This window comes from Ensifer sp. GW821-FHT05G01 (genome assembly GCF_059419585.1).
Map to the genome: position 1 here is coordinate 108,385 of NZ_JBWKSC010000001.1, position 21,978 is coordinate 130,362.

Genomic DNA, 21,978 nt, shown 5'->3' on the forward strand with positions numbered 1-21,978 from the left:
GCAATCCTGTCTGTCGCACCCTGACACTTATCGGGATAGCGGGCGGTCGCGAGAAAACGCGTGATAGCAATCTTCGATGCTCTCGAAGATCATCGGCCTGCCGATTTCCTCGACCAGGCCCGATCGCTCAAGCATCTCCAGGGCATCGGTGTGCAGCTCGGCAAGACCGAGCGCAATTCCGCGGTCGGCCATATAGGCTCGGACCTCTTGCAGCATGATCGCTGCGCTACTGTCGATCTGCGGAATCGCGCTCGCGTCGATCACGAACCAGCGGGTATCCTCGGGCAGATCGTCCACAAGAGCGCGCAGCTTTTCGGCGATGTAGTCGGTATTGAAGAAGAGCAGGCTGCCCTGGATCATGCAGACTGTCAGTCCCTCGACGGCGAGCGCGTCGGGAGCGCGGTGAAGCTTGAAAAAACCGTCGCGGCCCGGGATCCGCCCAAGGATCGCGTATCGCGGAAACATGCTTTTCTGCAAGAGATAGACCAAGGTTGCCGCGATCGCGATGACAACACCGTTGAGCACGCCGAGGCCGATCGGCCCCCACATCGCGATGAGAGCGAAAGCGAACTCCATTCTGCTGATGCGCCACGTTTGTTTGAGAGCATCTATGTCGATGAGGCTGAGCGCCGTTGCGGCAAGAATGGCTCCGAGCGCCGGGATCGGTAGGATCCGCAGCGAGTCGCCGAGAAAGACAATGGTAGCCAACAGGCCCGCGGCCGCAACGAGGCCGGCAATCTGGGATTTGCCTCCCACCAGCAAGTTCACGGCAGTTCGCGAGTCCGAAGCCGTGACGGGAAATGCACCAAACAGGCCGGCCGCAATGTTCGCCGCGCCGAACCCGGACAATTCACGATTGGGATCGACGCGCTCACCCGTCTGCGCCGAAAAGCTTCTGGCGGCAATGATCCCGGACCCGAAGCTGACAAGGAAGATCGCCGCTGCGCCGAGCAGCAGCGGCTGCAAGGAAATTCCGGCCAAGGACGGGATGGCAAGCGGCGGCATACTGCCGGGTATGTCGCCGACGACGGCAATGCCGAGAGCCTCGAAGTCGAACATCGCCGAGAGTGCGGTGGCAAGCACGACGACGATGATCGGGCCTGGGATCGGCGATCGGAATATGCGTGCGGCCTGCAATAGGGCGAAGGCCGAAACGGCAAGTGCAAGAGACGGTAGATGGATGGCGTCGAGTTTGCCGAGCAGCTCGAAGATGGGTCCGATCAGGCCGTCCGATCCGATCTTCAAACCCGTCACACGCCCGATCTGACTGACCAGGATGGAAAGCGATATCCCCGCGAAAAAGCCGGTGAGGATCGGCCGCGACAGGAAGGTGGCGAGAATGCCGAGGCGTGCCAGACGTGCTGCAAGACAAAGCCCGCCGACGATCATGGCCAGCAGGGCTGCGACGGTCGTCCTGCTTGCCGTGAGTCCAGGATCGGCAAAGAGCGTCGTGAGCACGGCAGCGAGCACCGTCATCGTCCCTGCGTCCGGGCCGACGATCAGTTTGCGAGACGGCCCGAAAAGGGCGTAAGCCACGAGAGGTGCGATGCTGGCATAGAGGCCCGTTTCCGCGGGCAAACCCGCCAGAGCCGGATAGGCGATGGCACTTGGCAGGCCGACCGCCGCGATCGCAAGGCCGGCGGACACATCGCTCTTGAGCCACGCGGCCCTATAGCCTGAGAGACCGGAAATCAGCGGTATGTAGGAAGCGACGGAGGGCATGTCTCAGAATACTCGCTTCGCAGTTCGAGGCATTGATCGCAGTCAATCCGTACCAGGGAGATCTCGACACAATTCGACCCACACGAGCGCTGACGGGCGCGGCGTTGAGGTAGGTTCTCGTATTATACTAGGGCGAATTCCCCGGTCGTGTAGGATAGGCCACACATGATCACTGCACATCTGGACGCAGCTGGCTGTTGTCCCTTGCACGGAGTGGAGAGGCGGCATGAATGATCGACCGACTGAGGACGGCGATGGGCGGGCGCCGGGATCGGACGGCATGTCGATAGAGGCCCGCGTCACCATCTTTGCCCGATTGGCTGTTGTCGGTCTTTTCGCCTATCTATCCCTGACCTTGATAGCGCCGTTTGCCATCATCATTCTGTGGGCGGCCGTCTTGGCGGTCGCACTCAATCCCGCCTATCAACGGATATGCAGATGGCTTGGCAACAGGCGAAAGCTTGCGGCGTTCGTTCTGACCCTTGCTTGCCTGGTGTTGATCGTCGGACCGCTTGCAGGGATCGCTGTCAGCTTCGTCGAGCTTTCCCACACCCTATTGACGCGATTGTCTGCCGGCACTTCGTTTGTTCCCGTTCCGCCGGAGGCCGTAAAGAACTGGCCTGTCGTGGGTGAACGTGTCTACGAAGCATGGCTGTTGGCTGCCAGCAACATCAAGGCCGCCCTGATCCGGTTCGAGCCATACCTGCTCCAAGCCGGCACCTCGTTTCTGGCAAAACTGGCGCGCTTTGGAGCAGACCTTGTCGGCTTCGTCTTTTCCGTTCTTGTCGCCGGGTTTCTTTTCGGATCGGCCCAGCGACTGTCGGAACATTTCCAGACGTTTGCAGATCGCATTGGTGGTGAGCGCGGTATCGGCTTCGTCCGGCTTGCCGCAGCAACCATTCGCAACGTTGCGCGTGGCGTCCTCGGGATTGCGTTGCTGCAGGCCATCCTTTGCGCGCTCGTTCTCGGTCTTTTTGGGGTGCCGGCACCAGGTGCGATCGCGTTTGCGGTTCTGGTGGCCTGCATCGTTCAGATCGGGCCACTGCTCGTCATACTGCCGGTGGTGATCTGGGCGTTCTGGCATTTTACCTTCGGCACCGCGATTGCCCTGACCCTGGCGTTGCTGCCTCTCGTCATCATCGACAATGTCATGAAACCGATCCTCGTGGCGAAGGGGCTGTCGACACCCACGCTCGTCATCTTGCTGGGGGTCGTCGGCGGCACGATTTCCTATGGTTTGATCGGCCTTTTCCTCGGTCCTATCGTCCTCAGTGTCTTCTACGACTTGCTGATCGTCTGGGTGCGTGCCGATCGCCCCAGATGACCCGTGACGACCGCACTGAACGGGTGCGGCCGCAGCCTTGTCAGAAAACGTCTGGAACCAAGTTTCTCGGAACGTTCGGCTCCACATAGTCGTCAGGGCGCTTCTGCCTCTTGCCGAGAGCCGGCGCCTGATATTTCACGCGCTCGTAAGGTATGGATTTGAGAAGGTGGCTGATGCAGTTGATCCTCGCCCTTTTCTTGTCGTCCGACGGCACGATCCACCAGGGCGCGTGCTGACTGTCGGTTATTCGGATCATCTCGTCGTAGGCACGCGTGTAGTCCCACCACCGACGATAGGATTCGAGATCCATCGGGCTCAACTTCCATTGGCGCAGCGGGTCATCAATGCGCTGGCGGAACCGTCGCTCCTGTTCGTCCTCGCTGACAGTCAGGAAATACTTTAGAAGCGTGACGCCGCTTTCAACGATAGCAGCCTCGAACCGGGGAGTAAGTTCAAGAAAGCGTCGCGCCTGTTTGTCCGAACAATAGCCCATGACGCGCTCGACGCCGGGGCGGTTGTACCAGCTACGGTCGAAAATGACGATCTCGCCGGCTGCCGGCATATGAGCGATATAGCGCTGCATGTACATCTGTGACTTTTCGCGGTCGGTCGGCGCCGGCAGGGCAACGACCCGGAAAACGCGCGGACTGACACGTTCGGTTATGCGCTTGATGGTCCCGCCCTTGCCGGCTGCATCGCGGCCCTCGAAGATGATGACGATCCGTGCACCCGCCTTCTTCACCCAAGCCTGAAGGTGCGCGAGTTCCACTTGAAGACGGGCCATCTCCTTTTCATATCGCTTGCGCCCGTCCTTCCGTCCCTTGTTCTTCTTCGTTCCTTTTGCCGCTGATTCCAGCAGGGCTTCGTCGTCCTCAGATCTGTCCATGACTTCCCACTCCTTTAGTCAGGCAAGAAACGATGAAATACACTGCGAACAAACTCTGCATCCGAGGCGCGCGGACACGTCAGGGCGTACGGCGCTCCCCGCTCAAACAGGTGTGGCTCCCGCCACTCAATGATCACCCTATTGCGAGCGGCGCACGTATCCCCCCGCTCCGCGGCAGGCGGTGGTGCGGGAGCATCGCCGAACGGAGCGAGCGACATGATAACCATCGGCCATCTCTTCGTTGTCAGGCGGTTTCGATAATAACGCCAATCCGCCTTTCTTTCGTTGATCGCAATCAAGCGGAAATGGCTTCTTTCGCTGGCGCAAGGTGGCGCGAGGTAACGAACAGGGGACACTTGGTATGTTCGCGTATCTTACGCCTCGCGGGACTGCGGCTGTACTATCATCGCCAACGAGACAATCGATTAAACCGAAGAAACCTCTGGCTGCCAGAAAAGCAGTTGCGATGTGAAATTTTCGAAGCGGCATTTCGAGATAACACCCAACCGTGTTGAGGTCACATGACTACCGGAATTGCAGTTACCAGGCGAACAGACCAGCAGCAGGCATCTCGAATCGCGATATTCGCCAACGGCCAGACCATCTACGCAGACGGAGAGAAGTGTGATTGGGCCTACCGCGTCGCATTCGGTGCGGTTAGCCTCTATAGGGTGCTTGCCTGCGGCAGGCGACAGATTATTGCCTTCCACCTCGCGGGCGAGTGGTTCGGAATTGAACAGGGGCGCCGGCGGCAGTTCACCGCGGAAGCCATAGGGCCGACAGGGATACTGTGTGCAAATCTCGCGGCAGATCAGTGCCCGGCCTTGTTGCCCGCCGTGCTGGACGCTCTGTGGTCCGCCCGAGAACATCAGCTGGTCATAAGTCGACAGAGTTCGCATGAGAGGGTTGCTGCGTTTCTCCTGGAAATATCAGAGCGCACGCAGGACAAGCGCAGGTTCGATCTGCCGATGCCGCGGGCTGATATCGCCGACTACCTTGGTTTGACGATTGAATCCGTGTCCCGGGCAGTCACGAGATTGAAGTGCAGCAATGCGATCAGGCTGGTTGGCCCAAGGGGGATCGAGATCCTCGATAGGGACCGATTGAGATCGTTCTGCGACTAAAGCGCGTCGCGATCTTTCAGATTCGCTTGGTGCGCTTTAAGCTCTTGTCTTTGCGTATGTCGTTATCGCAAAACCGCGGCGCACTTTTGCGCGACATACTTTAGGCTGCCGATGATGCATCGCGCGTCGTTCGCGGACCAACTGTTTATCGGAGCCACTGGTGGACCCCAACGTCACAACCGTCGTCGAGGCGATAGAAACTGCGCTGACACCGGTGTTCCTGCTTGCGGGCACGGGCGGGTTTCTCAATGTTTTCGTCGCGCGACTGGCTCGCATCTCCGATCGTGTGAACGAAGTCGTCGACATCGTTGCAAGTCGCGAGGGGGAAATCCGTTCACGACAGATCCAGTTGGCCCATCTGCGGCGACGTACCTTGGCCTTGGAAATTGCAGTTATTCTCGCGTCATTGTCCGGTGTTTGCACGTGTATTTCAGTGATAGGATTGCTGGCGGGTGCCATTCGCGAGCACGTCCGCGACCAGTTGCTGTTCTGGTTTTTCGGCGCGGCTGTGGCGGGTCTCATCGGCGCACTGCTCGCCTTCCTGTTTGAAATGCTTGTCGCCGGATACAGCATGATTCGGCAAATGGCCGGCCGCGATGCCTACCACTCTCCACCGAACCGCCAGCACACGCCGGATTGAGCACGCGCCAGGCATCGAGCGTTAACGCCTCCGGAGCGGCTAGGTCAGAAACTGCTTCAATTCGTCGGCGAGGCTGACGATCAGTTCTTCGAACTCGCGGCGGCGCTCTTCGCGAACATCCGCCTCGAACGTATCGATCTTTTCCAAAGCTCCCTCGGCCAGCGCCAAATCTTCGCAAAGCCCCCTGAAGCTTTCGCTGCCCAACATGAGTTGTCTGATCCTGAGCGGCTTGTCCGGGAAACGCCTCAAAGCCGCTTGCAGGCCGTCATTGTTCAGGCCGCCCCTGGATTGCGTTTCCATGGCCCCCTCCAGAACCGAGAGCTTTCGCGTTACTGCCATATTACGGTGGAGCTTTGAGTTTGAAAGGTATGTTACGCGACGATACATCAGGTACGCGCCAAGCCATGCCCGGCTCCCCGTCGGAAGGGTGACGCCATTTTCAGGTCAGGTCTCGACGATCCTACCTTGGGACAGGCGCTCGACCCGAATCCGCCTCCAGGTCCGCCGGGATCGAAACCCCTGCCTGCCGCAGACCGTCAAGGATATGGTTTTGGTCCTCGTGCCGTCTGATTCGAAGGGCGACTTCGTGTCTTATGTTCGTCAGGTAGGAAGGTGCGTGTGTCTCAAGCCACTGGCGCTCGCGAGCAGCTTCTTCCATTTTTCTCAACTTCCCGAGAATCGCCAAGAGGATCACATGGTAGATTGGATTGGCCTGCAGGTCGGCCATATGCACCCAGCGTTCGGCCGCGACATAGTCATCCTTCATGTAACGACACACGGCCATTGCCGCCTCGAAATATCCAACTGGTCCCGGGTTCAGCGACAGCGTCTTGGAAATCAGCGCGCAGCCTTGATCCCATTGGCCAGATAGCGCCAGCCGGAAGCCGTATTCACCCGCCAGTTCAGTATCGTTGGGGTTGAGCGCGGCCGCCCGGGCGCCGACGGCGAGTGCGGCGTCCAGGTGGCCGCGAAAGAACAGCACAAGCATTTGCGCCTGGAGGCCCCTTACATTCTGCGGATCGAGTTCGACCGCACGTGCGGCTGCTTGCGAGGCGAGATCCAGCGAGACGGTCGGGGTGCGGCTCGCGCGATACCGAAATCGCATTTCGTCCAGATATGTGAGCGACAGGAGCGCCCATGCGGTCGAGTAATTCGGGTAATGCCTTGTCGCCTGTTCAAGGCAACTCTGGACTGACTGGTGCGTCTGCGAATTCAGGTCACTGCGATAGCCGTAATAGGCGAGCGTGCAGGCATAGGCGTCCCAATTGTCCGGAGCCGAGTTGGTCAACTGCTTGGCATTGGCCTGGAACAGGATGCCGTATGGCTGCGCGATGGCCGTTGCGACCGATGCGGCCGCCTTTTCCTGGAGCCTGATGATCTTCTCAACCAACAAGCTTTCATCGTAGCTTTCGGCCCAAATGACGGCTCCGTCTGATTGGCGCAGTACCCGCACACTCAGCCTCAGTTGCTGGCCTTCTATCCGCACCCTCCCTTCCAGCGCAAAGGTGGATGGGGCATCTGTTGCCGCGCCATTAGGGCGTTCGCTGGCGATGACGGTGATTTCCTTGAACTTTGCGATGTTGCGAACGACCTCGTCCCCGAGACCGCGCGTAATCATCGCGGAGTTCCCGACTGCAGTCAGATCTTCAAACGTTCCGACGACCAGTGTTGGCTGTATTGGTTGGGGCACGTCAGCGCCCGCGCGCAGAGACCAAAGCATTGCCATGGCGACACCAGCAAGACACCCCAGCAACGCGGCGATGATCAAGTTGATCGTGGCGTGTTTGGAGACATGAGGTGCTGCCGGGCTCTGGGCGGAGCGGGGAGCGGCGTTCGTCGAGTTCGCATTGGCGATTGCGTGCCGACTGAAGTTGGGCGCGTAGCCGCCTTTGGGTATGGTAATCAGGACCGGGTCCTCGATCCCGCAGACAAGGTAGTAACGCTCAAGGGCGCGACGAACGCGCCCCGCCTCAATCCTTACGACCGGATCGAACTGCGCGTTGAACGATGTGTTCCGACCAAATACCGTGGTTGCAATCGAATATGCCTTGATCCGTTCCGCTCGACCTGCCAGCGCCTCATGAACGACATATGCCAAGAAATTGCGCGCACGTTCGGGCACGCCGAATTCCGGGCTACGCCGGATACGGTCCAATTGCTCCAAGATCTCGTCGCTTGTGGGGTCGAAGGTTCCCTCACCTTCAATCCCCTTTTCCACGTCCGCCATGTAGCCCCCAATGCCACAGAAGTCGGCTAGTACGTCGTGAAAGTTGTGCGCAGTCTACCTTTTGAAATCGTACTACCTGTCCGCGCGAACGTCTATTCGTAATACATAATACTTGCGGTGGTCGCGATGCGCACACGTTGCCTGACGAAGCTCGGCGTTTAGGATGGGGGCTTGCTGAAGGTCGATCGGACGCCGTCCCATACCCATATTCAACCTGTGGGTCACGAGGCGTGTTTCAAGGCGTCGCGTACGACATCTTCTGATCCTTGAAGAGCCGCTCTCGATATTTCTGAACCCGGTTCGAATCCTTCCCGCGTGCCGGCAATCGGCTATTCTCCTATGCAATCGAAGATGAGGTGGTTGTTCGGCAAATCCACAATCGCCCTGTCTCGATTAGATCGTCGCCGGTATCGTCAGCGATACGGAGTTGCCCGCAACCGTCTGTGTGTTTGTGCGTGTAACGGAGCGAGGCCGTGTCCGCGGGAAGATGCTCGTCAGGCGTCGTCAACATTGGTTGACGTTTCAGCTACCGTCAACTAATGTTGACGGTATGATTGATCCCGACGCCTTTCAGCTCTCCGACGATCCAGCAGAAACGCTTGCCACCGTTGTCGCTCTCAGGCGGCTGGCAGATAGCCTGGAGCGCCAGGCCGTCGCATCGGCGTTGGGAAAGGGATGGTCATGGGCGAGGATTGCGCAAGGTCTCGGCATCTCCAAACAGGCCGCGCACAAGCGCTTGTCGGATCTCGTCACAGGCAACGAGTGATAGGATATCTCCATGTTTAGCCGTATCAAGCAGCGCTTCAACGACATGGGCACGATCAAGGCACTTTGCGAACGTGCCGAATATCATGCCTTGCAAGACCAGCAGCGCGAGCCGGGCGCCGAGCACTTTCTGTTGTCTGCTCTCGATCTTCCAGATGGCACGGCGCGCCGGGCATTTGCGCGGGTGGGGGCCGACGCGTCCGATCTGCTGCAAGCCATTGCGCGCCAATACGCCGAGGCGCTTCGTCCTCTGGGTCTCGATCCTCGGCTTTCCGAGCAACTTGCGCAGGGGCAGGTACCGTTGCCGCGCAACGGTGGAACCTATGCGGCAGCGCCCTCGGGCGACAATGTCATGCAGGCATTGGCTGCCGACCGCGCAAGCCACCGACCGTTGCTCGGTGCCGATGTGGTGGCAAGGGTTGTGGATCTTCGTGAAGGCGTCGCCGCGCGCGCCCTGCGCATGATGGGCGTCGATCCCGATGCACTGAAAGCCGCAGCCGAGGCCGAAGGTGATGCCTTTCGCCAAGCGTCGAAACACTGATCCGACAGCCACGGATCTCGATGGCGGCAGCGCCGTTGCAGCCAGCATGCGGAAGGGGCTGGTGAGGTGGTCGTCGAGGTCGGCGGTAACCTCTGAGGAAAAATCCGCACCGTCTTCACTGCCCCTCAGTGACACCAGCCCGCTCCGCGTGCCGAAGCATCGCTTTCGAGAAACGCGATCGATGGCAAGCCGGAGGGGCACAGATGGAACACAGTGTCCCATAAGGCGGGGCAGCTGGCTGCGTCCCTTTGAGGGCGCGATGTCCGCCCTGGCAGTGGGGGCGCTGCTTCACTCTTCGAGCTGATTACGGGGGAGGATACTTATCCATTGCGCTAAGTATTAGATCGTGATACTTAGCCTTATGGAACAGTATTCGGATCCGCTCGACGGAATTTTTCAGGCGCTGGCAGACCCGACGCGCCGTGCCGTGCTCGCAAGGCTCGGCAGCGGCCCGGCCAGCATCAGCGATCTGGCAGGGCCTTTCGACATGGCGCTGCCGTCGTTCATGAAACACATCCATTTCCTCGAAGGCAGCGGCCTGATCCGCACGGAGAAGCAGGGCCGGGTGCGCACCTGCACCATCAACAAGAACCGGTTCGCGGCCATCGAAGCGTGGATGTCGGCGCAGCGCCTCCTTTGGGAAGGTCGCACCGACCGGCTCGAACAGTTCGTGATGGCAGCGCAAAACAAGGAGAAATGACATGATCCGATCTCCCGATCCCGATCTCGACCTGACGATAGCGCGCCTGATCAAGGCGCCGCGTTCGGTGATCTGGAATGCCTGGACCGATCCCGCGCGCTTCGAGCAATGGTGGGTGCCGGCGCCGGCCAGATGCCGGGTGGTGGATATGGATCTTCGGCCGGGTGGCGCCTTCGTCACCCGGATCAGCGAAGGCGGCGGCGCATTCACCCCGCATCTGGATGCATGCTTCCTCGCAGTCGACGATCACGAGCGCATCGTCTTCACCAATTCGCTGGTCGCGGGATGGCGCCCCGCCGAGAACCCTTTCATGACGGCCATCATCACGCTCAAGGATCATGCAGACGGCACGGACTATGCCGCCCACGTCATGCACAGGAGCAATGCCGACCGGACCATGCACGAGGAAATGGGCTTTTACGACGGCTGGGGCACGGTGATCGGGCAGCTCGCCGGCCTCGTCGAGGGCAAGGTCCAATAGGGGAGGCGGGTATGCGCAAGATTGTCCTGCAGATGATGACGACGCTCAATGGACGCCTTGACGATCCGCTCGCCTGGATGGGCACCGTCGGTGAAGACCAGTACCGGGCGATCGATCGGCTCTATGCCACCTACGACACCGTGCTCGTCGGCCGCGTGACCTACGAAGAGATGGCAGCTTATTGGCCGGGTGCCCTTTCGGAAGACGTCGGAACCGAAACCAATCGCAAGATGGCGCGCCGGATGAACGACTATCGCAAGCTGGTCTTTTCGCGCTCGGGGTCCGAGATGCTGACCGAATGGAACAATGTCGATCAGGTTGTTGTCGCCGATGACGATGCGCTTGCCGCCTATCTCCTTCAGCTGAAGGCGCAGCCGGGCGGGGATATCCACCTCTCGGGCGGTGCGAGCCTGGCGCGGACTGTTATTGGCCTTGGTCTCGTCGACACCTTCCACTTCTTTGTCTACCCCCGTTACGTCCCCGGGCGTCGCCTGGTTTTCCGGGCTTCCGCAACGCTATGATCTGCAACTGATGGGCACGGACACCTATGCGAACGGTGTGGTCGGGCTTCACTACGAACCGCTTCACGGGCAGAATGCGGAGCGGGCTGGCAGCTTTTCCGAGCTGCTCGCTTGACGCTGGCTCGCTCCTGCAGTTGGCCCTGTTTGGGCGAAACCCGCCCGCAGGGCACCTGATCCGGCGTGTCGCAAAGCCTGATATTATTCGTGCGGTTTGCTACAGTCGATGACGCCGATATCCTTCAGCAACATGGCGCAAAGAGCGGCAAGGACGCAAAGCGAAGACACCCAGCGTCGTTGTCTCGGAGCGCATCTGGCCGGAAATCCCGCTCGGCACAGTCTTGGAAATGCCTTAGCCGCCGTGCTCCAGCGCCACCTTCAGCCGGTCATAGGTCGGGGCTAGGGCCCGCAAGCTGGCGGCCGCATCGGCGTCCTTTCGCGCCACCAATGGATGCTGCAGCGCGCCGATGAGCCGGGCCTGGTCATCGGCGATGCGTGCGGCCTGGTGGTAACCGGCCCGTGCAAGGCAGGCGGCGGCGTCGGCTGAGCGGCGCGCGCCGACGCGGACGGCGAAGTGGATCATGTGCGCCCTCAGTCCCTTGTCGCAAGCGGTCTCGATGCGATCGGCGAGCATTTCGGCGGCTTCGGCATTGCCAAGGGTTCTCTGGGGAACGGGCCGGTCCGTTTCCATCGACAACCAGTGGATGGCGGCTGGGACCGACGCCCGTATGGTTTCGATATCCGACATCTCGGCGACACGGACAAAGTCGGTCCGCATCGTGTAGGCATCACCGTAGCTCAACGTGTCGGCGCGCCATGCGGCCATGAAGTTGGCAAGCGGCAGGCGCGCATAGGGGTGACCCTGCGGATCGTGCATCAGCACGCTGTCCTCGTCCATCTCGAGCACCACGACGTAGTGGTCGGCATCGATCGGTCCGCTCATTCCCGGCTGGTGGCGCAGATGCCCCATCTCGACCGGGCCAATCCACACTGGTCCATCCTTGAGGGCTGCGCGCAGGCGGGAAAGCGCATCGTCCGCGTCGCCACCCTTGCTCAGGGTGGATGTCCAGCCGAGGGCCGCAAGCGCACCGTCGAATCCGGCTTCCGGATCCCAGCCATAGGGGTCGAAGAAAGGCAGGGTGCCGCCGATGAGCTGCATGCCGAACGGGCTGCCGGTGGCAAATTCGATCACTGCGGTGGAGGGCGCCTGTGCGCCGAACATCATGGCAAACGAGTTGGCGTAACAATAGGGACCGGAGCCCGTATAGGCAAAATGCATCATGATCGTCTGTCCTGTTGGTCGTCTGTAAAGTCAGGTGATGGGGTAGGCGACATCGAAGGCGGCGCCCTGGCTTCCGGGGTAGATTTCGTAGGGGCTGCCGATGCAATGGACGTCGCTTCGCGCGTCGAGCCAGCTCTCGATGGCGTCGTAGACGCGCAAGATCTGCGGGAAGTTCTCACAAGTCGGCGCTACCGGCAGAAAGACCTCGCGCCGTTTCGCCTGAAAGCGGATGCGCAGGTCTTCGGCAGGCTCGACGCTGCCTTCATAAGCAATGGCGACCTCCACCAGTCCTTCGCTGTCTCGGCTGACGGTCTCGTGGAAATGCACGGTCATGGCACCGCCGTCGGCGACCCCGCAGTCGCGGAGGTATCTTCGAATATTCGCCTCGGCACTTGCCATGAACCCATCGAGCGCCTCGATAGTGAGTTGCCGCTCGCAGGAAATCAGCTTGCAGGCCCCAACCTCGCGCATCGCAATCTTCGAGACCATCCCGGCGCCGCGGCCATCGCTCTGGCGTGCTATGGCATCGACAAGCTCGGTCTGCTCAACTAGTCGCTCGCCTTGGGCTTCGAGCCAGGATCGCAATTCGACAAGCCGGCTGTCCGCATCGAGCTCGATCAATTGGGCAATGCGCGCTATCGGAAGGCCAAGCCTGCGCAGGCGCGCGATCAGCCGCGCCCGGGCTGCCTGCTCGGGCGCATAGTAGCGGTAGCCGGTCGCTGGATCGGTATAGGCAGGCACGAGGATGCCCTGCTCGGCATAGAGCCGCAGCGCCTTCGGCGACAGTCGCGTGGCCGCACCGAAGCGGCCGGCAAGAAGATAAGAATCGCTCATGGATCCGACTGTGGGGCTCGCCCCTGGGGCGAGGTCAAGAGGCATTCTTGGCCGATGTGCTTGTCTCTGACCGGCGCTCCTTTTTACGTCCATTGGGTGCGGGCGGAGGAGGGGGTGCCGCAGGGCGTCGCGACATGGCCGGAACGCCCTGTGGCGGTTTCAAGGGATCAGGCTTCCGCAGCCCGTCGCCGTGTCAACCGGCCGAGAGCGATCAGCGTGCCTATCGCCATGATCGACGAATAGCCGGCTAATGGAAATGCACTATCGCCCCCGAGCAGCACCACGGCCACAGTGCCGAGCACCCCGACGATCAGGCTTTGGATGCAGAAGTAGAGTGCGACTGCCGTACCCGCCATGTGGCCGAAGGCCTGCAGCGCTCCATTTGCGGTGACCGAGCCGGTGAAGACGATGCCGACGGCAATGACCCACATTGGAGGCACGAAGCTCCAGAACGACGGCGCGCCCACGCTCTCGCCGGTGACGAGCAGCGCCGCGCCGAGAATGAGCAGCCCCATCCCGCGGGCAAGACTGCCGGCGATGCCCCAGAGCGCCACGAAGCGTTTGGCGAAGCGGGTGGTCACGATCATCACCACCGCTACCGTTGCAAAGACCAGGCTGAAGCCGAGTTCAGAGTAACCCGCCCGATCGATGAGCACGCGCGGCGCCGTCGAGAAGAACACGAAGAACGAGCCCATCGCCGCGCTGAAGCCGAGCGTATAGGTCCAGAACGTCCCGTTCGTGAGGATCGGGCCAAAGGCCCGCCTGTGGCTTTCGGCGCCGACAGGTCGTGTTTCGTGCCATCGCAGCATGGCGTTCGCCGTCGCGACGATCGCGAGAACGCCAAGCGTGACGAAGATCGCTCTCCAGCCGAAGTGGCTGGCCAGAAGCGCGCCGGCAATCGGCCCGAACGCCGGGACGAAGGCGAGCATCGCGCTGAAGAGCCCGTAGATGGTCACGCCCTCCGGCCGCTCCGCATAGACGTCGCGGACCGTCGCAAAGGTGGCGACAAGGGCCGCCGATGCGCCGATCGCCTGAAGGAGGCGCAGCGCGAGGAAGGCCGGCGCCGACGCGGTCGTGGCCATTAGCAGCGAGGCCGCCGCAAACAGCAGCGCCCCGCCGATCAGTACCGGACGCCGTCCGATGCGGTCGGAAACCGGCCCGAAGACGATTTGGCCGACGCCGAGAACGATCATGTAGAGGCTCAGGCTCAGCTGGATGATTGCCGGGGTGGTGCCAAGAATGCCGGGCATGGCAGGCACGATGGGAAGATAGATATCCATCGCCAGCGAGGCGAGGATGTCGAAGGGTGCCATCAGCAGCAACGCTGCCGGCACCAAATAGGTCCAGGTTGGTGATATATGGTTGGGCACGATGGAACATCCGCTCAAATGAATGACATTCGGCGGCGCTCTGCCTTGGTATCGGTGGTGTGAAATGACCGGACAGACGCCGCAACAACGATTGAAGTGTTGTTGCGGCTTACCTGGTTGCTGACTCGGTGGTCCCCATTCCGGTCTCCAAAGAAATTCTGCGCGCCTTGGTTTATGCGTGACCCGTTTACCAGCCAAGGCAGCAAACGACAACCACTTGCTGTCTCGTGACCATGATCACGACGGCGCCTTGCATCCAGAAGAATGCACCAGGCACGCTCCAGCACGTTGATTCCAAAGCATGCTATCCGCCCTGAGCGAAATCACCTCAAACCGCGATACTCTGCTGATGTGTCGCCTCGCGCTGGCGTTATGGGTGTTGGCCCGGTTTCACCGTCAGCCGGTTCTCGACGGTCGTCACACCGATAACCGACCTTGCGGCGTCACCGGCGCAAGCCACGTCGGACTCGCTCTGAACCTGACCCGACAGCACGATCATTTCGCCGAGCGCAAACACGTCCATATCGGTGATATCGATGAAGGTGGCGTAGCGGATGAAGCGCAGGACCTTACCCGCCAGATCGTCATCCTTCAGATGAGGATCGTCGTCCTGGTGGGAGTAAATGGGCTTCTCTGTTGGCATTGGCTTTATCCCGGTGCTGTTCGGGAACGCCCCGGACAAGGGAATGTTCCGGTCTTCTTGCCCCGGATCTGCGGCCTCGACCGATGCACGCAACGGGTCGCGCAACCTTGCGGGGGTGACGCGAACGGGTCTATTCCTGTCGAACCGTTCCCAAGGTTGACGCATGTCCGATATTTTTCTGAACGTCCTGCCCGTCTTCATCCTGATCCTCACAGGCTGGTTGATCGTCCGGTTTGGCTACCTGAAGCCGACCGTCGGCGATGCGCTCGGCGATTTCGTTTTCCGGGTCGCGGTGCCCGTTCTTCTGTTTCGAACGATCGCCGAGGCGGATTTCAAGGACGGCTCGCCCTGGCCGCTCTGGGTCGCCTATTTCTCCGGCGTCGCCGTCACCTGGACCATCGGCCATCTCGCAGCGACGCTCGTTTTTGGCCGCGATGCCCGCATGGGGGTGCTCGCCGGTGTTTCCTCGGCCTTCGCCAACACCGTCTTTATCGGCCTGCCGCTGGTGTCGCGCATCGTCGGCGAGGAGGGGATCGTGGCGCTCTCCATCCTGCTCTCCGTTCATCTGCCTGTCATGATGATCGCCGGCACGGTGCTGATGGAGCGCGCCGAGCGCAAGGTCAGCGGCAAGCCGGGGCAAAGCCCGCTGACGCTTTTGGGGGGTGTTGCCCGCAACCTGGCGCGCAATCCGCTGGTCATCGGCCTTGCCTGTGGCGCTGCCGTCCACCTTATCGGCCAGCCGCTGGGCGGACCGGTCAAGAGTGTTGTCGATCAGCTTGCCGCCGTTGCCGCGCCGGCCGCACTCGTGTCGATCGGCATGGCGCTCGACAAGTATGGCCTGGTCGGCAATCTCGGTCTGGCGACGGTGACTAGCCTGTTGAAGCTCGTGGTCCTGCCGGGTGTCGTCTTTGTTGCCTGTCACCTGCTCGGCCTCAACGACGACTGGACGGCGGCACTTGTCCTCACGTCCGCAGTGCCGACCGGCGTCAATGCCTGGCTGATCGCCAATCATTTCAACGTCGGTCACGCACTGGCGTCATCGACCATCACGCTGACGACCGCACTTGGTGTGGTCAGCGTTTCGGCGTGGGCCTACCTCCTGATGTAGAGCCGGTCGCCCGGGCGCAAGACAGCAAAAAGCCCGGCGCGATGGCCGGGCTTCTCGAAATCAGATCGATTGCACGCTCTGGCTTATTGGGCCGGTGCGGGCTGGCCTTCCGGAGCAGCCTGGCCTTCAGCCGGCTTGGCTTCCGCTGCAGGCGCTTCGGCCGGCTTCTCGGCGGCGCCTTCGGTGGCCGCAGCGGGAGCTGCTTCCGCAGAGGCGGCTGCATCCGGGAGAGCGGCCGGAGCGTCGGCATGTTCGCGCAGGTAGGCAATCAGGTTGGCGCGTTCGTCAGGCTTCTTGACGCCGGCGAAGCCCATGGCGGTGCCCGGAACGTGCTTCTTCGGTGCTTCGATGAAGAAGCTGAGGTGGTCGTAATCCCAAACGACCTTGCCGCCTTCGGAGAAGGTCTTCATGCCAGCCGAGTAGCTGAAGCCTTCATGCGAGGCGATCGGGCGGTTGACGAGACCCCACAGGTTGGGACCGACCTTGTTGGCCCCTCCCTTATCCACGGTGTGACAGCTTGCGCATTTCTTGAACACGGTTTCGCCGGCTGCAACGTCTGCCTTGAGGAGCAAGGGCTTGATATCGACTTCAGCCTCTTCCTGGGCGCCCGCACCAGCGTCCGCCGTGCCTTCTTCGGCAACGATCGCGAAGCCTTCCTTCTCGGGAGCCTCGGAATGGAAAATGCCTTCCGACGCAATGGATACGGACATCAGAACGAAAACCGTACCCAGAAAGGCACCCACGCCCATGTTCACATATGAGTTCATCTGCAAACGCTCCCTTTGCCACCGGCGTAAACAAAAACCCGGCCCATCTTGAAATCGCGCGGAACCTATGTCTTTTGGCTCTGCGTTGCAACAGAGATTATGGACCCCGAACTGAGACTTTTTGACACCTTCGGCGGGGTTCTTGAAGGCCACATCATGAAACGCGAAAATTCAGGCAAAGCCATCGTGCTCATTCCGGCACGCATGGCCTCCACCCGTCTGCCGGGCAAACCGCTCGCCGATATCTGCGGCCTGCCGATGATCGTCCAGGTTGCCAAGCGTGCGGCGGAAGCCGATGTCGGACGCGTCGTCGTGGCCGTTGACGACCAGACTGTGTTCGATGTCGTGCGCGATGCTGGTTTCGAAGCGATCATGACGCGGATCGATCACCAGTCCGGATCAGACCGGATCTATGAGGCGCTGACGAAGGCCGATCCGCACCGTGAGGCGGAATTCGTCATCAACGTCCAGGGCGATCTGCCGACGATCGAGTCCGCTCCGATCCGCGCCTCGCTAAAGCCGCTCGTCGACAATGCCTCGACCGATATCGCCACTCTCACGGTGGCAATCACCGATGAGGAAGAGAAGAAGAGCCCCAACATCGTCAAGATCGTCGGTTCGCCGTTGTCGGCCACGCGCCTGCGCGCTCTCTATTTTACCCGCGCCACCGCGCCCTACGGCGAGGGGCCGCTCTACCACCACATCGGCCTTTACGCTTACCGGCGCCAGGCGCTCGAAAACTTCGTCGCTCTGAAGCCGTCGACGCTGGAAAAGCGCGAATCGCTAGAGCAGCTCCGGGCGCTCGAGGCCGGCATGCGCATCGATGTCGAAATCGTCGATACGGTTCCGCTCGGCGTCGATACGCCGGTCGAGCTGGAAAAAGCCCGCCGCATCCTTTCCGAAAAAGCCTGAGAAGGAAGACAGTGTGACCACGAAGACCAACAGGATCTCCTTCCAGGGCGATTACGGCGCCAACTCCGACATGGCCTGCCGCGACATGTTTCCGTCGATGGAGCCGCTTCCCTGCCAGACGTTCGAAGATGCCTTCGTCGCGGTGGAGAACGGCGAGGCGGATCTGGCGATGATCCCGATCGAAAACACCATTGCCGGCCGCGTTGCCGACATTCACCACCTGCTGCCCGAATCGCGTCTTCATATCGTCGGCGAATACTTCATGCCGATCCGCTTCCAGCTGATGGTGCTGCCGGGCGTGACGCGCGACGAGATCCGCACGGTTCACAGCCACATTCATGCGCTCGGCCAGTGCCGCAAGATCGTGCGCGCCAATGGCTGGAAGCCGGTGGTTGCCGGCGATACGGCAGGGGCTGCCAAGCTGGTATCGGAACAGGGCGACCGCTCGATGGCGGCACTCGCGCCGCGGCTCGCGGCCGATCTCTACGGGCTCGAGATCGTTGCCGAGAATGTCGAGGACACGGAAAGCAACGTGACGCGCTTCGTGGTGCTGTCGCGCGAGGAAGAGCGGCTCGCCCGCAGCGCCGACGATGAACTGATCATCACCACCTTCGTGTTCAATGTGCGCAACATTCCGGCCGCCCTCTACAAGGCGATGGGCGGTTTTGCCACCAACGGAATCAACATGACGAAGCTCGAGAGCTACCAGCTCGGCGGCAAGTTCGTCGCCACGCAATTCTATGCGGATATCGAGGGCCACCCGGATGATGTCGGCGTACGTCACGCCATGGACGAGCTGCGCTTCTTCTCCGAGAAGGTGCGCATTCTCGGTACCTACAAGGCGCACCCGATGCGGGGCGTGCTCTAAGCACGCCCGAAGCGCGATTGCAGATAAGGCTTACCGGTTGGTTAACCGGCTACGCGTCTGGTGCATGCCTAGTCTGCAATCGCGGCGGTACCTAAATAATGTGCAAATGCCTATTTGACGCTCGTTCACATATGGAGTGTTAAAGATGAAGATCCGTCAGAAGATCGTTGAATATGCAAAAATGCGCCGTGCGATCCGCGAGCTGAATTCGCTGGATGACCACGCCCTGAGCGATATCGGTATCTCCCGTTCGCAGATCCAGGCTGCCGTTTACGGCCGCTAATCAGCACCATTCGCCGTATCCCGCCACCCAAGCTGGCGGGATACGCGCAAACCCTTGATCTAGTCATCGAAGAGGCACACGCGCAGGCGGTGTCCATCCGGGTCAAGCGCCACGAAGGTCGGTCCGAAATCCATCTTCGTCAGCTCCTGCGCAATCGTCAGGCCAGCACCTTTCCACTTTTCATAGTGCTCCCGCACCGCCTCTTCGTCTTTCACCATGAATGCCAGTTCGCAACGGTTGCTCATCTTTGATGGCTCCGGCGTGACCGTGGCCTGCGCCCAAAGCCCGAGGACGAAGCCGTCCTGCAGTTCGAACGACGAAAAGGTTGGGAAGGAGACGAGTGGCTCCTTGTCGAGCAGCTTGCTGTAGAAGCCGACGCTTGCCAGCGGATCGGCGACATAGAGAATAATGAGATTTGCCTTGGCCATGATCTGTCTCCTTTTCGGGAGTTGCAGATTAGCGTGCACCGCTGCCAGTTTCTGTCAGCATTGATTGCCGTCTTTGTTGCGCGTCTTGTCGATGGAAGATGCGCTCCAAGCATTTCGCTCGAAATGCCTCAGGCCGAACCGACACGCCTGCTCTCTGGCGGGCCGATGTTCTGGGTCTCCCGCCATTCCCGAAGCAACACCTGCCGGCGGCGCCCATAGCGCGTCTCGCTGATGTCGGCCTGCCAGATGCGGTCGGTCCGGAAGTGCCGGAACCCCTGGCGCAGCTCGCACCATGCAACCAGCACCCGGACATTCTCGAAGAAGCCGAGCGCAAACGGCCAGACGGTGCGACGCGTCTCGCCGCCATCCGTATCGATATAGCTGAGATCGAGCTTGCGCTCGTGGCGTATAGCCTTGCGCAACAGCGAAACGTCGATGCGGTCGGCGACGGGCGCGACTGGCCCGACAAGCAGCGTCGAGGCATCGAGTTCTTCACGAAGATCTGCCGGCAGAACCGCCGCGATCTTGGCGAGCGCATTGCCGGCTGCCGTCGCCAGATGGGTGTCTGCGCGTTTTGCCACCCAGCGTGAGCCAAGCACCAAGGCCTCGATCTCCTCCTGCGAGAACATCATCGGCGGCAGCATGAAACCGGGTTTGAGGACATAGCCGAGCCCCGGCTCGCCCTCGATATCGGCGCCCTGGGCCTGCAGGCTGGCGATATCACGATAGAGCGTCCTGAGGCTGACACCGGTTTCCTCCGCCAGCCGCCGGCCGCTGACGGGCTGACGGTAGCGTCTGAGAACCTGCAGCAGGTCGAGCAGCCGTTCGGAGCGGGACAAGGCAAGTCTCCTCGTATCGGCCGGTCTGTGCTCAGCCGTGCTCGCCCCAGGCCAGCCAGTCGCGCATCAGCCGGTGGGCGATGGCGCCCTTCGGCGGCGGGATATGCTCGTTGCCGGTGTCGGCGACACCCGTCGTGCGCTCCAGCATCGCCGCCGTCTCGTCGCGCGTGAACCAGCGAACGTCTTCGAGTTCCTGCTCGTCGCGCTTGATCACTGTGGATTTCGCTTCGGCATAGCAGCCGATCATCAGCGTGTGCGGCATCGGCCAGGGCTGCGAGGCATGGTAGCGCACGCGGCCGACATGGATGCCGGATTCCTCGTGGGTTTCGCGGCGCACGGCATTTTCGATGGTCTCGCCCGGCTCGACGAAGCCGGCGAGGCACGAATACATGCCGGCGGTGAAGTGCGGGCTGCGGCCGAGCAGGCAGAGGTCGCGCTCCAGATCGATGGTCATCATGATGACGACGGGGTCGGTGCGCGGGAAGACCATGTGACCGCAGGCGGTGCAGATCCGGCGATAACCGCCTGATTTGCCCTCCATCGGTCCGGCACAACGGCCGCAGAAGCGGTTGTTGGCGTTCCAGGTGATCAGGCTCGAGCCTTGAGCGAACTGGCCGAGAAGCTCTTCCGGCAGCATCTGCTGACGATAGAGTGTGCGCCCGTCGGCGATCTTGAACGGCTCGGCGACATTGTCCTCGGTCAAGCCCGTCGGCACGGCCAGCCGCGGCTCGCCGTTTGGCAGGTAGCCGAGCAAAATGGTCTCGTCGAGCACCGGATCCAGCCCCTCGAGCTCATAGGGGGCAAACAGCGGATCGATGATCTTCTCGTCGTGCTTGACGATCAGCTTGGGTCCGGAAAATGCGAGGAAATGGGCGCCAGGATGCTTGAGCGCAACCTCGATGCAATCGTCGGCGCGGTGCTCCGACTGGCGATCCAGGTGGTTCTCGGAAAAGGCGACGAGGGTGCTCGGCTCCGGATGGGGGCTTCGAAGGTCAAAGATCGATTTCGTCATGTTCAGAGATTTTCCAGAATGCGGGCTGCAAATGCCTGGTGGTCTTTCTCGCCCCAGGGCTCCGACTTGCCGAAGCCCCAGACGGGGCCGGGCCAGTTCGGGTCGCCGTCGCTGCGGGCGATGATATGCACATGGAGCTGCCGGACGATATTGCCGAGCGCACCGACATTGATCTTCTCGGCACCGGTGACTTTTTTCAAGGCGGTTGCCACCATGTTGGTCTCGAATGTCAGCATCGTCTGGTCGAGCGGCGACAGATCGAAAATCTCGGAGATACCCCCGCGTTGGGGAATGAGCACCAGCCAGGGCCAGCGGCGATCGTTCATCAGGCGCATTTGGCAGAGGCCGATCGAGGCGATCGGGATGCCATCGCGTTCAAGCCGCTCGTCAAGGGTGAATGTCGTCAAGAAGGTCTCCTTGGGCCGTGAGCGGATTCGCCTTGTTTTGCATATCGATATCAGTTTTTTGATGGCTTGGCTTGCATTTGCTTGCGATATTGCCGATATGGGAGCCGGGAGGTTGGTGGTGGACGAGCCACTCGCCAACCGGGTCAGGTCCGGAAGGAAGCAGCCCTAACGAGCCCCGGCACGGGTCATCGTGCCAGCCTCCCACCTGCCTGATTGCTGAGATCGAAACCGCTCTCAGCAATCAGGCAGCACCACACGCTGTTGCGGTGACCAGGCGCATCCCATGCGACGCGTGGT

At 61.1% G+C, this 21,978-nt stretch carries 25 protein-coding genes and 1 other RNA gene; 13 read left to right on the forward strand and 13 right to left on the reverse strand.

Going from position 1 to position 21,978, the window contains the following annotated elements; genetic code table 11:
• Window positions 1–27 precede the first annotated feature (27 nt).
• Window positions 28–1,722, reverse strand: coding sequence for a SulP family inorganic anion transporter (locus AC07UR_RS00495; RefSeq protein ID WP_209788264.1), 1,695 nt, complete (start codon window positions 1,720–1,722; stop codon window positions 28–30).
• A gap of 226 nt (window positions 1,723–1,948) precedes the next feature.
• Between AC07UR_RS00495 and AC07UR_RS00500 the strand changes: the two genes are divergently transcribed.
• Window positions 1,949–3,046 carry an AI-2E family transporter gene (locus tag AC07UR_RS00500; protein ID WP_173418609.1) on the forward strand — a complete coding sequence of 366 codons (1,098 nt, stop codon included), beginning with the start codon at window positions 1,949–1,951 and terminating at the stop codon, window positions 3,044–3,046.
• A gap of 40 nt (window positions 3,047–3,086) precedes the next feature.
• Here the strand turns inward: AC07UR_RS00500 and ppk2 are convergent, their stop codons facing one another.
• Entirely contained in the window at window positions 3,087–3,932 is an 846-nt protein-coding gene (gene ppk2 / locus AC07UR_RS00505; RefSeq protein WP_173418610.1) for a polyphosphate kinase 2, read from the reverse strand.
• Between the two features lie 521 nt (window positions 3,933–4,453).
• On the opposite strand from ppk2, the gene AC07UR_RS00510 reads away from it, so the two are divergent.
• Together AC07UR_RS00510 and AC07UR_RS00515 are read left to right on the forward strand one after the other, a co-directional pair.
• On the forward strand, window positions 4,454–5,056 hold the full coding sequence (locus AC07UR_RS00510; RefSeq protein ID WP_209788261.1) for a helix-turn-helix domain-containing protein: 603 nt from the start codon (window positions 4,454–4,456) through the stop codon (window positions 5,054–5,056).
• A gap of 160 nt (window positions 5,057–5,216) precedes the next feature.
• On the forward strand, window positions 5,217–5,696 hold the full coding sequence (locus AC07UR_RS00515; protein ID WP_327795811.1) for a DUF2721 domain-containing protein: 480 nt from the start codon (window positions 5,217–5,219) through the stop codon (window positions 5,694–5,696).
• A gap of 39 nt (window positions 5,697–5,735) precedes the next feature.
• On the opposite strand, the gene AC07UR_RS00520 is transcribed toward AC07UR_RS00515, so the two are convergent.
• The gene (locus tag AC07UR_RS00520; RefSeq protein ID WP_234902754.1) at window positions 5,736–6,083 is read right to left on the reverse strand and encodes a hypothetical protein; all 348 of its coding nucleotides are present in this window, start codon (window positions 6,081–6,083) and stop codon (window positions 5,736–5,738) included.
• Window positions 6,084–6,156: 73 nt separating this feature from the next.
• Window positions 6,157–7,923, reverse strand: coding sequence for a hypothetical protein (locus AC07UR_RS00525; RefSeq protein WP_209788258.1), 1,767 nt, complete (start codon window positions 7,921–7,923; stop codon window positions 6,157–6,159).
• Window positions 7,924–8,473: 550 nt separating this feature from the next.
• Between AC07UR_RS00525 and AC07UR_RS00530 the strand changes: the two genes are divergently transcribed.
• The 5 genes from AC07UR_RS00530 (at window position 8,474) to AC07UR_RS00550 (ending at window position 10,931) form a co-directional block, all read left to right on the forward strand.
• On the forward strand, window positions 8,474–8,689 hold the full coding sequence (locus tag AC07UR_RS00530) for a helix-turn-helix domain-containing protein (RefSeq protein WP_173420930.1): 216 nt from the start codon (window positions 8,474–8,476) through the stop codon (window positions 8,687–8,689).
• A 12-nt stretch (window positions 8,690–8,701) separates the two neighbouring features.
• Window positions 8,702–9,229: a Clp protease N-terminal domain-containing protein gene (locus AC07UR_RS00535; protein ID WP_209788255.1), complete on the forward strand. Its 528-nt coding sequence runs from the start codon at window positions 8,702–8,704 to the stop codon at window positions 9,227–9,229.
• Between the two features lie 361 nt (window positions 9,230–9,590).
• On the forward strand, window positions 9,591–9,929 hold the full coding sequence (locus tag AC07UR_RS00540) for an ArsR/SmtB family transcription factor (RefSeq protein ID WP_209788250.1): 339 nt from the start codon (window positions 9,591–9,593) through the stop codon (window positions 9,927–9,929).
• Window position 9,930: 1 nt separating this feature from the next.
• Window positions 9,931–10,410 carry an SRPBCC family protein gene (locus AC07UR_RS00545; RefSeq protein ID WP_209788247.1) on the forward strand — a complete coding sequence of 160 codons (480 nt, stop codon included), beginning with the start codon at window positions 9,931–9,933 and terminating at the stop codon, window positions 10,408–10,410.
• An 11-nt stretch (window positions 10,411–10,421) separates the two neighbouring features.
• Complete coding sequence (locus tag AC07UR_RS00550) at window positions 10,422–10,931, forward strand: dihydrofolate reductase family protein (RefSeq protein ID WP_209788245.1); 510 nt, start codon at window positions 10,422–10,424, stop codon at window positions 10,929–10,931.
• Window positions 10,932–11,280: 349 nt separating this feature from the next.
• On the opposite strand, the gene AC07UR_RS00555 is transcribed toward AC07UR_RS00550, so the two are convergent.
• The 4 genes from AC07UR_RS00555 to AC07UR_RS00570 all read right to left on the reverse strand — a co-directional run bounded on the left by AC07UR_RS00555 (window position 11,281) and on the right by AC07UR_RS00570 (window position 15,057).
• Complete coding sequence (locus AC07UR_RS00555; protein ID WP_209788243.1) at window positions 11,281–12,210, reverse strand: YobF C-terminal domain-containing protein; 930 nt, start codon at window positions 12,208–12,210, stop codon at window positions 11,281–11,283.
• A gap of 30 nt (window positions 12,211–12,240) precedes the next feature.
• The gene (locus AC07UR_RS00560) at window positions 12,241–13,044 is read right to left on the reverse strand and encodes a MerR family transcriptional regulator (protein WP_209788242.1); all 804 of its coding nucleotides are present in this window, start codon (window positions 13,042–13,044) and stop codon (window positions 12,241–12,243) included.
• Window positions 13,045–13,211: 167 nt separating this feature from the next.
• The gene (cml, locus tag AC07UR_RS00565; RefSeq protein WP_412728337.1) at window positions 13,212–14,402 is read right to left on the reverse strand and encodes a CmlA/FloR family chloramphenicol efflux MFS transporter; all 1,191 of its coding nucleotides are present in this window, start codon (window positions 14,400–14,402) and stop codon (window positions 13,212–13,214) included.
• 382 nt (window positions 14,403–14,784) lie between these two features.
• Window positions 14,785–15,057 carry a BON domain-containing protein gene (locus AC07UR_RS00570; protein WP_173418619.1) on the reverse strand — a complete coding sequence of 91 codons (273 nt, stop codon included), beginning with the start codon at window positions 15,055–15,057 and terminating at the stop codon, window positions 14,785–14,787.
• A 163-nt stretch (window positions 15,058–15,220) separates the two neighbouring features.
• On the opposite strand from AC07UR_RS00570, the gene AC07UR_RS00575 reads away from it, so the two are divergent.
• Window positions 15,221–16,165 carry an AEC family transporter gene (locus tag AC07UR_RS00575; RefSeq protein WP_209788240.1) on the forward strand — a complete coding sequence of 315 codons (945 nt, stop codon included), beginning with the start codon at window positions 15,221–15,223 and terminating at the stop codon, window positions 16,163–16,165.
• Between the two features lie 83 nt (window positions 16,166–16,248).
• Here AC07UR_RS00575 and AC07UR_RS00580 read toward each other — a convergent pair whose 3' ends face one another.
• Window positions 16,249–16,932, reverse strand: a complete 684-nt coding sequence (locus tag AC07UR_RS00580) for a c-type cytochrome (RefSeq protein WP_173418621.1) — start codon at window positions 16,930–16,932, stop codon at window positions 16,249–16,251.
• Between the two features lie 156 nt (window positions 16,933–17,088).
• Between AC07UR_RS00580 and AC07UR_RS00585 the strand changes: the two genes are divergently transcribed.
• The 3 genes from AC07UR_RS00585 to AC07UR_RS00595 all read left to right on the forward strand — a co-directional run bounded on the left by AC07UR_RS00585 (window position 17,089) and on the right by AC07UR_RS00595 (window position 18,995).
• A complete protein-coding gene (locus AC07UR_RS00585; protein WP_173418622.1) occupies window positions 17,089–17,844 on the forward strand; it encodes a 3-deoxy-manno-octulosonate cytidylyltransferase in 756 nt (251 codons plus the stop codon).
• A gap of 13 nt (window positions 17,845–17,857) precedes the next feature.
• The gene (locus tag AC07UR_RS00590; protein WP_173418623.1) at window positions 17,858–18,712 is read left to right on the forward strand and encodes a prephenate dehydratase; all 855 of its coding nucleotides are present in this window, start codon (window positions 17,858–17,860) and stop codon (window positions 18,710–18,712) included.
• Window positions 18,713–18,857: 145 nt separating this feature from the next.
• A complete protein-coding gene (locus AC07UR_RS00595) occupies window positions 18,858–18,995 on the forward strand; it encodes a DUF1127 domain-containing protein (RefSeq protein ID WP_065784874.1) in 138 nt (45 codons plus the stop codon).
• Between the two features lie 59 nt (window positions 18,996–19,054).
• Here the strand turns inward: AC07UR_RS00595 and AC07UR_RS00600 are convergent, their stop codons facing one another.
• The 4 genes from AC07UR_RS00600 to AC07UR_RS00615 all read right to left on the reverse strand — a co-directional run bounded on the left by AC07UR_RS00600 (window position 19,055) and on the right by AC07UR_RS00615 (window position 21,681).
• Complete coding sequence (locus AC07UR_RS00600; RefSeq protein WP_494700011.1) at window positions 19,055–19,423, reverse strand: VOC family protein; 369 nt, start codon at window positions 19,421–19,423, stop codon at window positions 19,055–19,057.
• Window positions 19,424–19,551: 128 nt separating this feature from the next.
• Complete coding sequence (locus AC07UR_RS00605) at window positions 19,552–20,262, reverse strand: helix-turn-helix transcriptional regulator (protein ID WP_209788238.1); 711 nt, start codon at window positions 20,260–20,262, stop codon at window positions 19,552–19,554.
• Between the two features lie 31 nt (window positions 20,263–20,293).
• Window positions 20,294–21,274, reverse strand: coding sequence for an NAD(+) diphosphatase (nudC, locus tag AC07UR_RS00610; protein ID WP_209788235.1), 981 nt, complete (start codon window positions 21,272–21,274; stop codon window positions 20,294–20,296).
• Between the two features lie 2 nt (window positions 21,275–21,276).
• Complete coding sequence (locus AC07UR_RS00615) at window positions 21,277–21,681, reverse strand: HIT domain-containing protein (RefSeq protein ID WP_176351162.1); 405 nt, start codon at window positions 21,679–21,681, stop codon at window positions 21,277–21,279.
• A gap of 107 nt (window positions 21,682–21,788) precedes the next feature.
• Between AC07UR_RS00615 and ffs the strand changes: the two genes are divergently transcribed.
• Window positions 21,789–21,886: signal recognition particle sRNA small type (ffs, locus tag AC07UR_RS00620), an RNA gene on the forward strand.
• Window positions 21,887–21,978: the final 92 nt, after the last annotated feature.

What these genes read in the sequence shown, in the direction of transcription:
- AC07UR_RS00535 (WP_209788255.1), top strand. Translation starts at nt 8,702, where the DNA reads ATGTTTAGCCGTATCAAGCAGCGCTTCAACGACATGGGCACGATCAAG.
- AC07UR_RS00530 (WP_173420930.1), top strand. Translation starts at nt 8,474, where the DNA reads ATGATTGATCCCGACGCCTTTCAGCTCTCCGACGATCCAGCAGAAACG.
- ppk2 (WP_173418610.1), bottom strand. Translation starts at nt 3,932, where the DNA reads ATGGACAGATCTGAGGACGACGAAGCCCTGCTGGAATCAGCGGCAAAA.
- AC07UR_RS00550 (WP_209788245.1), top strand. Translation starts at nt 10,422, where the DNA reads ATGCGCAAGATTGTCCTGCAGATGATGACGACGCTCAATGGACGCCTT.
- AC07UR_RS00500 (WP_173418609.1), top strand. Translation starts at nt 1,949, where the DNA reads ATGAATGATCGACCGACTGAGGACGGCGATGGGCGGGCGCCGGGATCG.
- AC07UR_RS00600 (WP_494700011.1), bottom strand. Translation starts at nt 19,423, where the DNA reads ATGGCCAAGGCAAATCTCATTATTCTCTATGTCGCCGATCCGCTGGCA.
- AC07UR_RS00580 (WP_173418621.1), bottom strand. Translation starts at nt 16,932, where the DNA reads ATGAACTCATATGTGAACATGGGCGTGGGTGCCTTTCTGGGTACGGTT.
- AC07UR_RS00575 (WP_209788240.1), top strand. Translation starts at nt 15,221, where the DNA reads ATGTCCGATATTTTTCTGAACGTCCTGCCCGTCTTCATCCTGATCCTC.
- AC07UR_RS00560 (WP_209788242.1), bottom strand. Translation starts at nt 13,044, where the DNA reads ATGAGCGATTCTTATCTTCTTGCCGGCCGCTTCGGTGCGGCCACGCGA.
- nudC (WP_209788235.1), bottom strand. Translation starts at nt 21,274, where the DNA reads ATGACGAAATCGATCTTTGACCTTCGAAGCCCCCATCCGGAGCCGAGC.
- AC07UR_RS00520 (WP_234902754.1), bottom strand. Translation starts at nt 6,083, where the DNA reads ATGTATCGTCGCGTAACATACCTTTCAAACTCAAAGCTCCACCGTAAT.
- AC07UR_RS00555 (WP_209788243.1), bottom strand. Translation starts at nt 12,210, where the DNA reads ATGATGCATTTTGCCTATACGGGCTCCGGTCCCTATTGTTACGCCAAC.
- AC07UR_RS00540 (WP_209788250.1), top strand. Translation starts at nt 9,591, where the DNA reads ATGGAACAGTATTCGGATCCGCTCGACGGAATTTTTCAGGCGCTGGCA.
- AC07UR_RS00545 (WP_209788247.1), top strand. Translation starts at nt 9,931, where the DNA reads ATGATCCGATCTCCCGATCCCGATCTCGACCTGACGATAGCGCGCCTG.
- AC07UR_RS00525 (WP_209788258.1), bottom strand. Translation starts at nt 7,923, where the DNA reads ATGGCGGACGTGGAAAAGGGGATTGAAGGTGAGGGAACCTTCGACCCC.
- AC07UR_RS00495 (WP_209788264.1), bottom strand. Translation starts at nt 1,722, where the DNA reads ATGCCCTCCGTCGCTTCCTACATACCGCTGATTTCCGGTCTCTCAGGC.
- AC07UR_RS00585 (WP_173418622.1), top strand. Translation starts at nt 17,089, where the DNA reads ATGAAACGCGAAAATTCAGGCAAAGCCATCGTGCTCATTCCGGCACGC.
- AC07UR_RS00510 (WP_209788261.1), top strand. Translation starts at nt 4,454, where the DNA reads ATGACTACCGGAATTGCAGTTACCAGGCGAACAGACCAGCAGCAGGCA.
- AC07UR_RS00570 (WP_173418619.1), bottom strand. Translation starts at nt 15,057, where the DNA reads ATGCCAACAGAGAAGCCCATTTACTCCCACCAGGACGACGATCCTCAT.
- AC07UR_RS00595 (WP_065784874.1), top strand. Translation starts at nt 18,858, where the DNA reads ATGAAGATCCGTCAGAAGATCGTTGAATATGCAAAAATGCGCCGTGCG.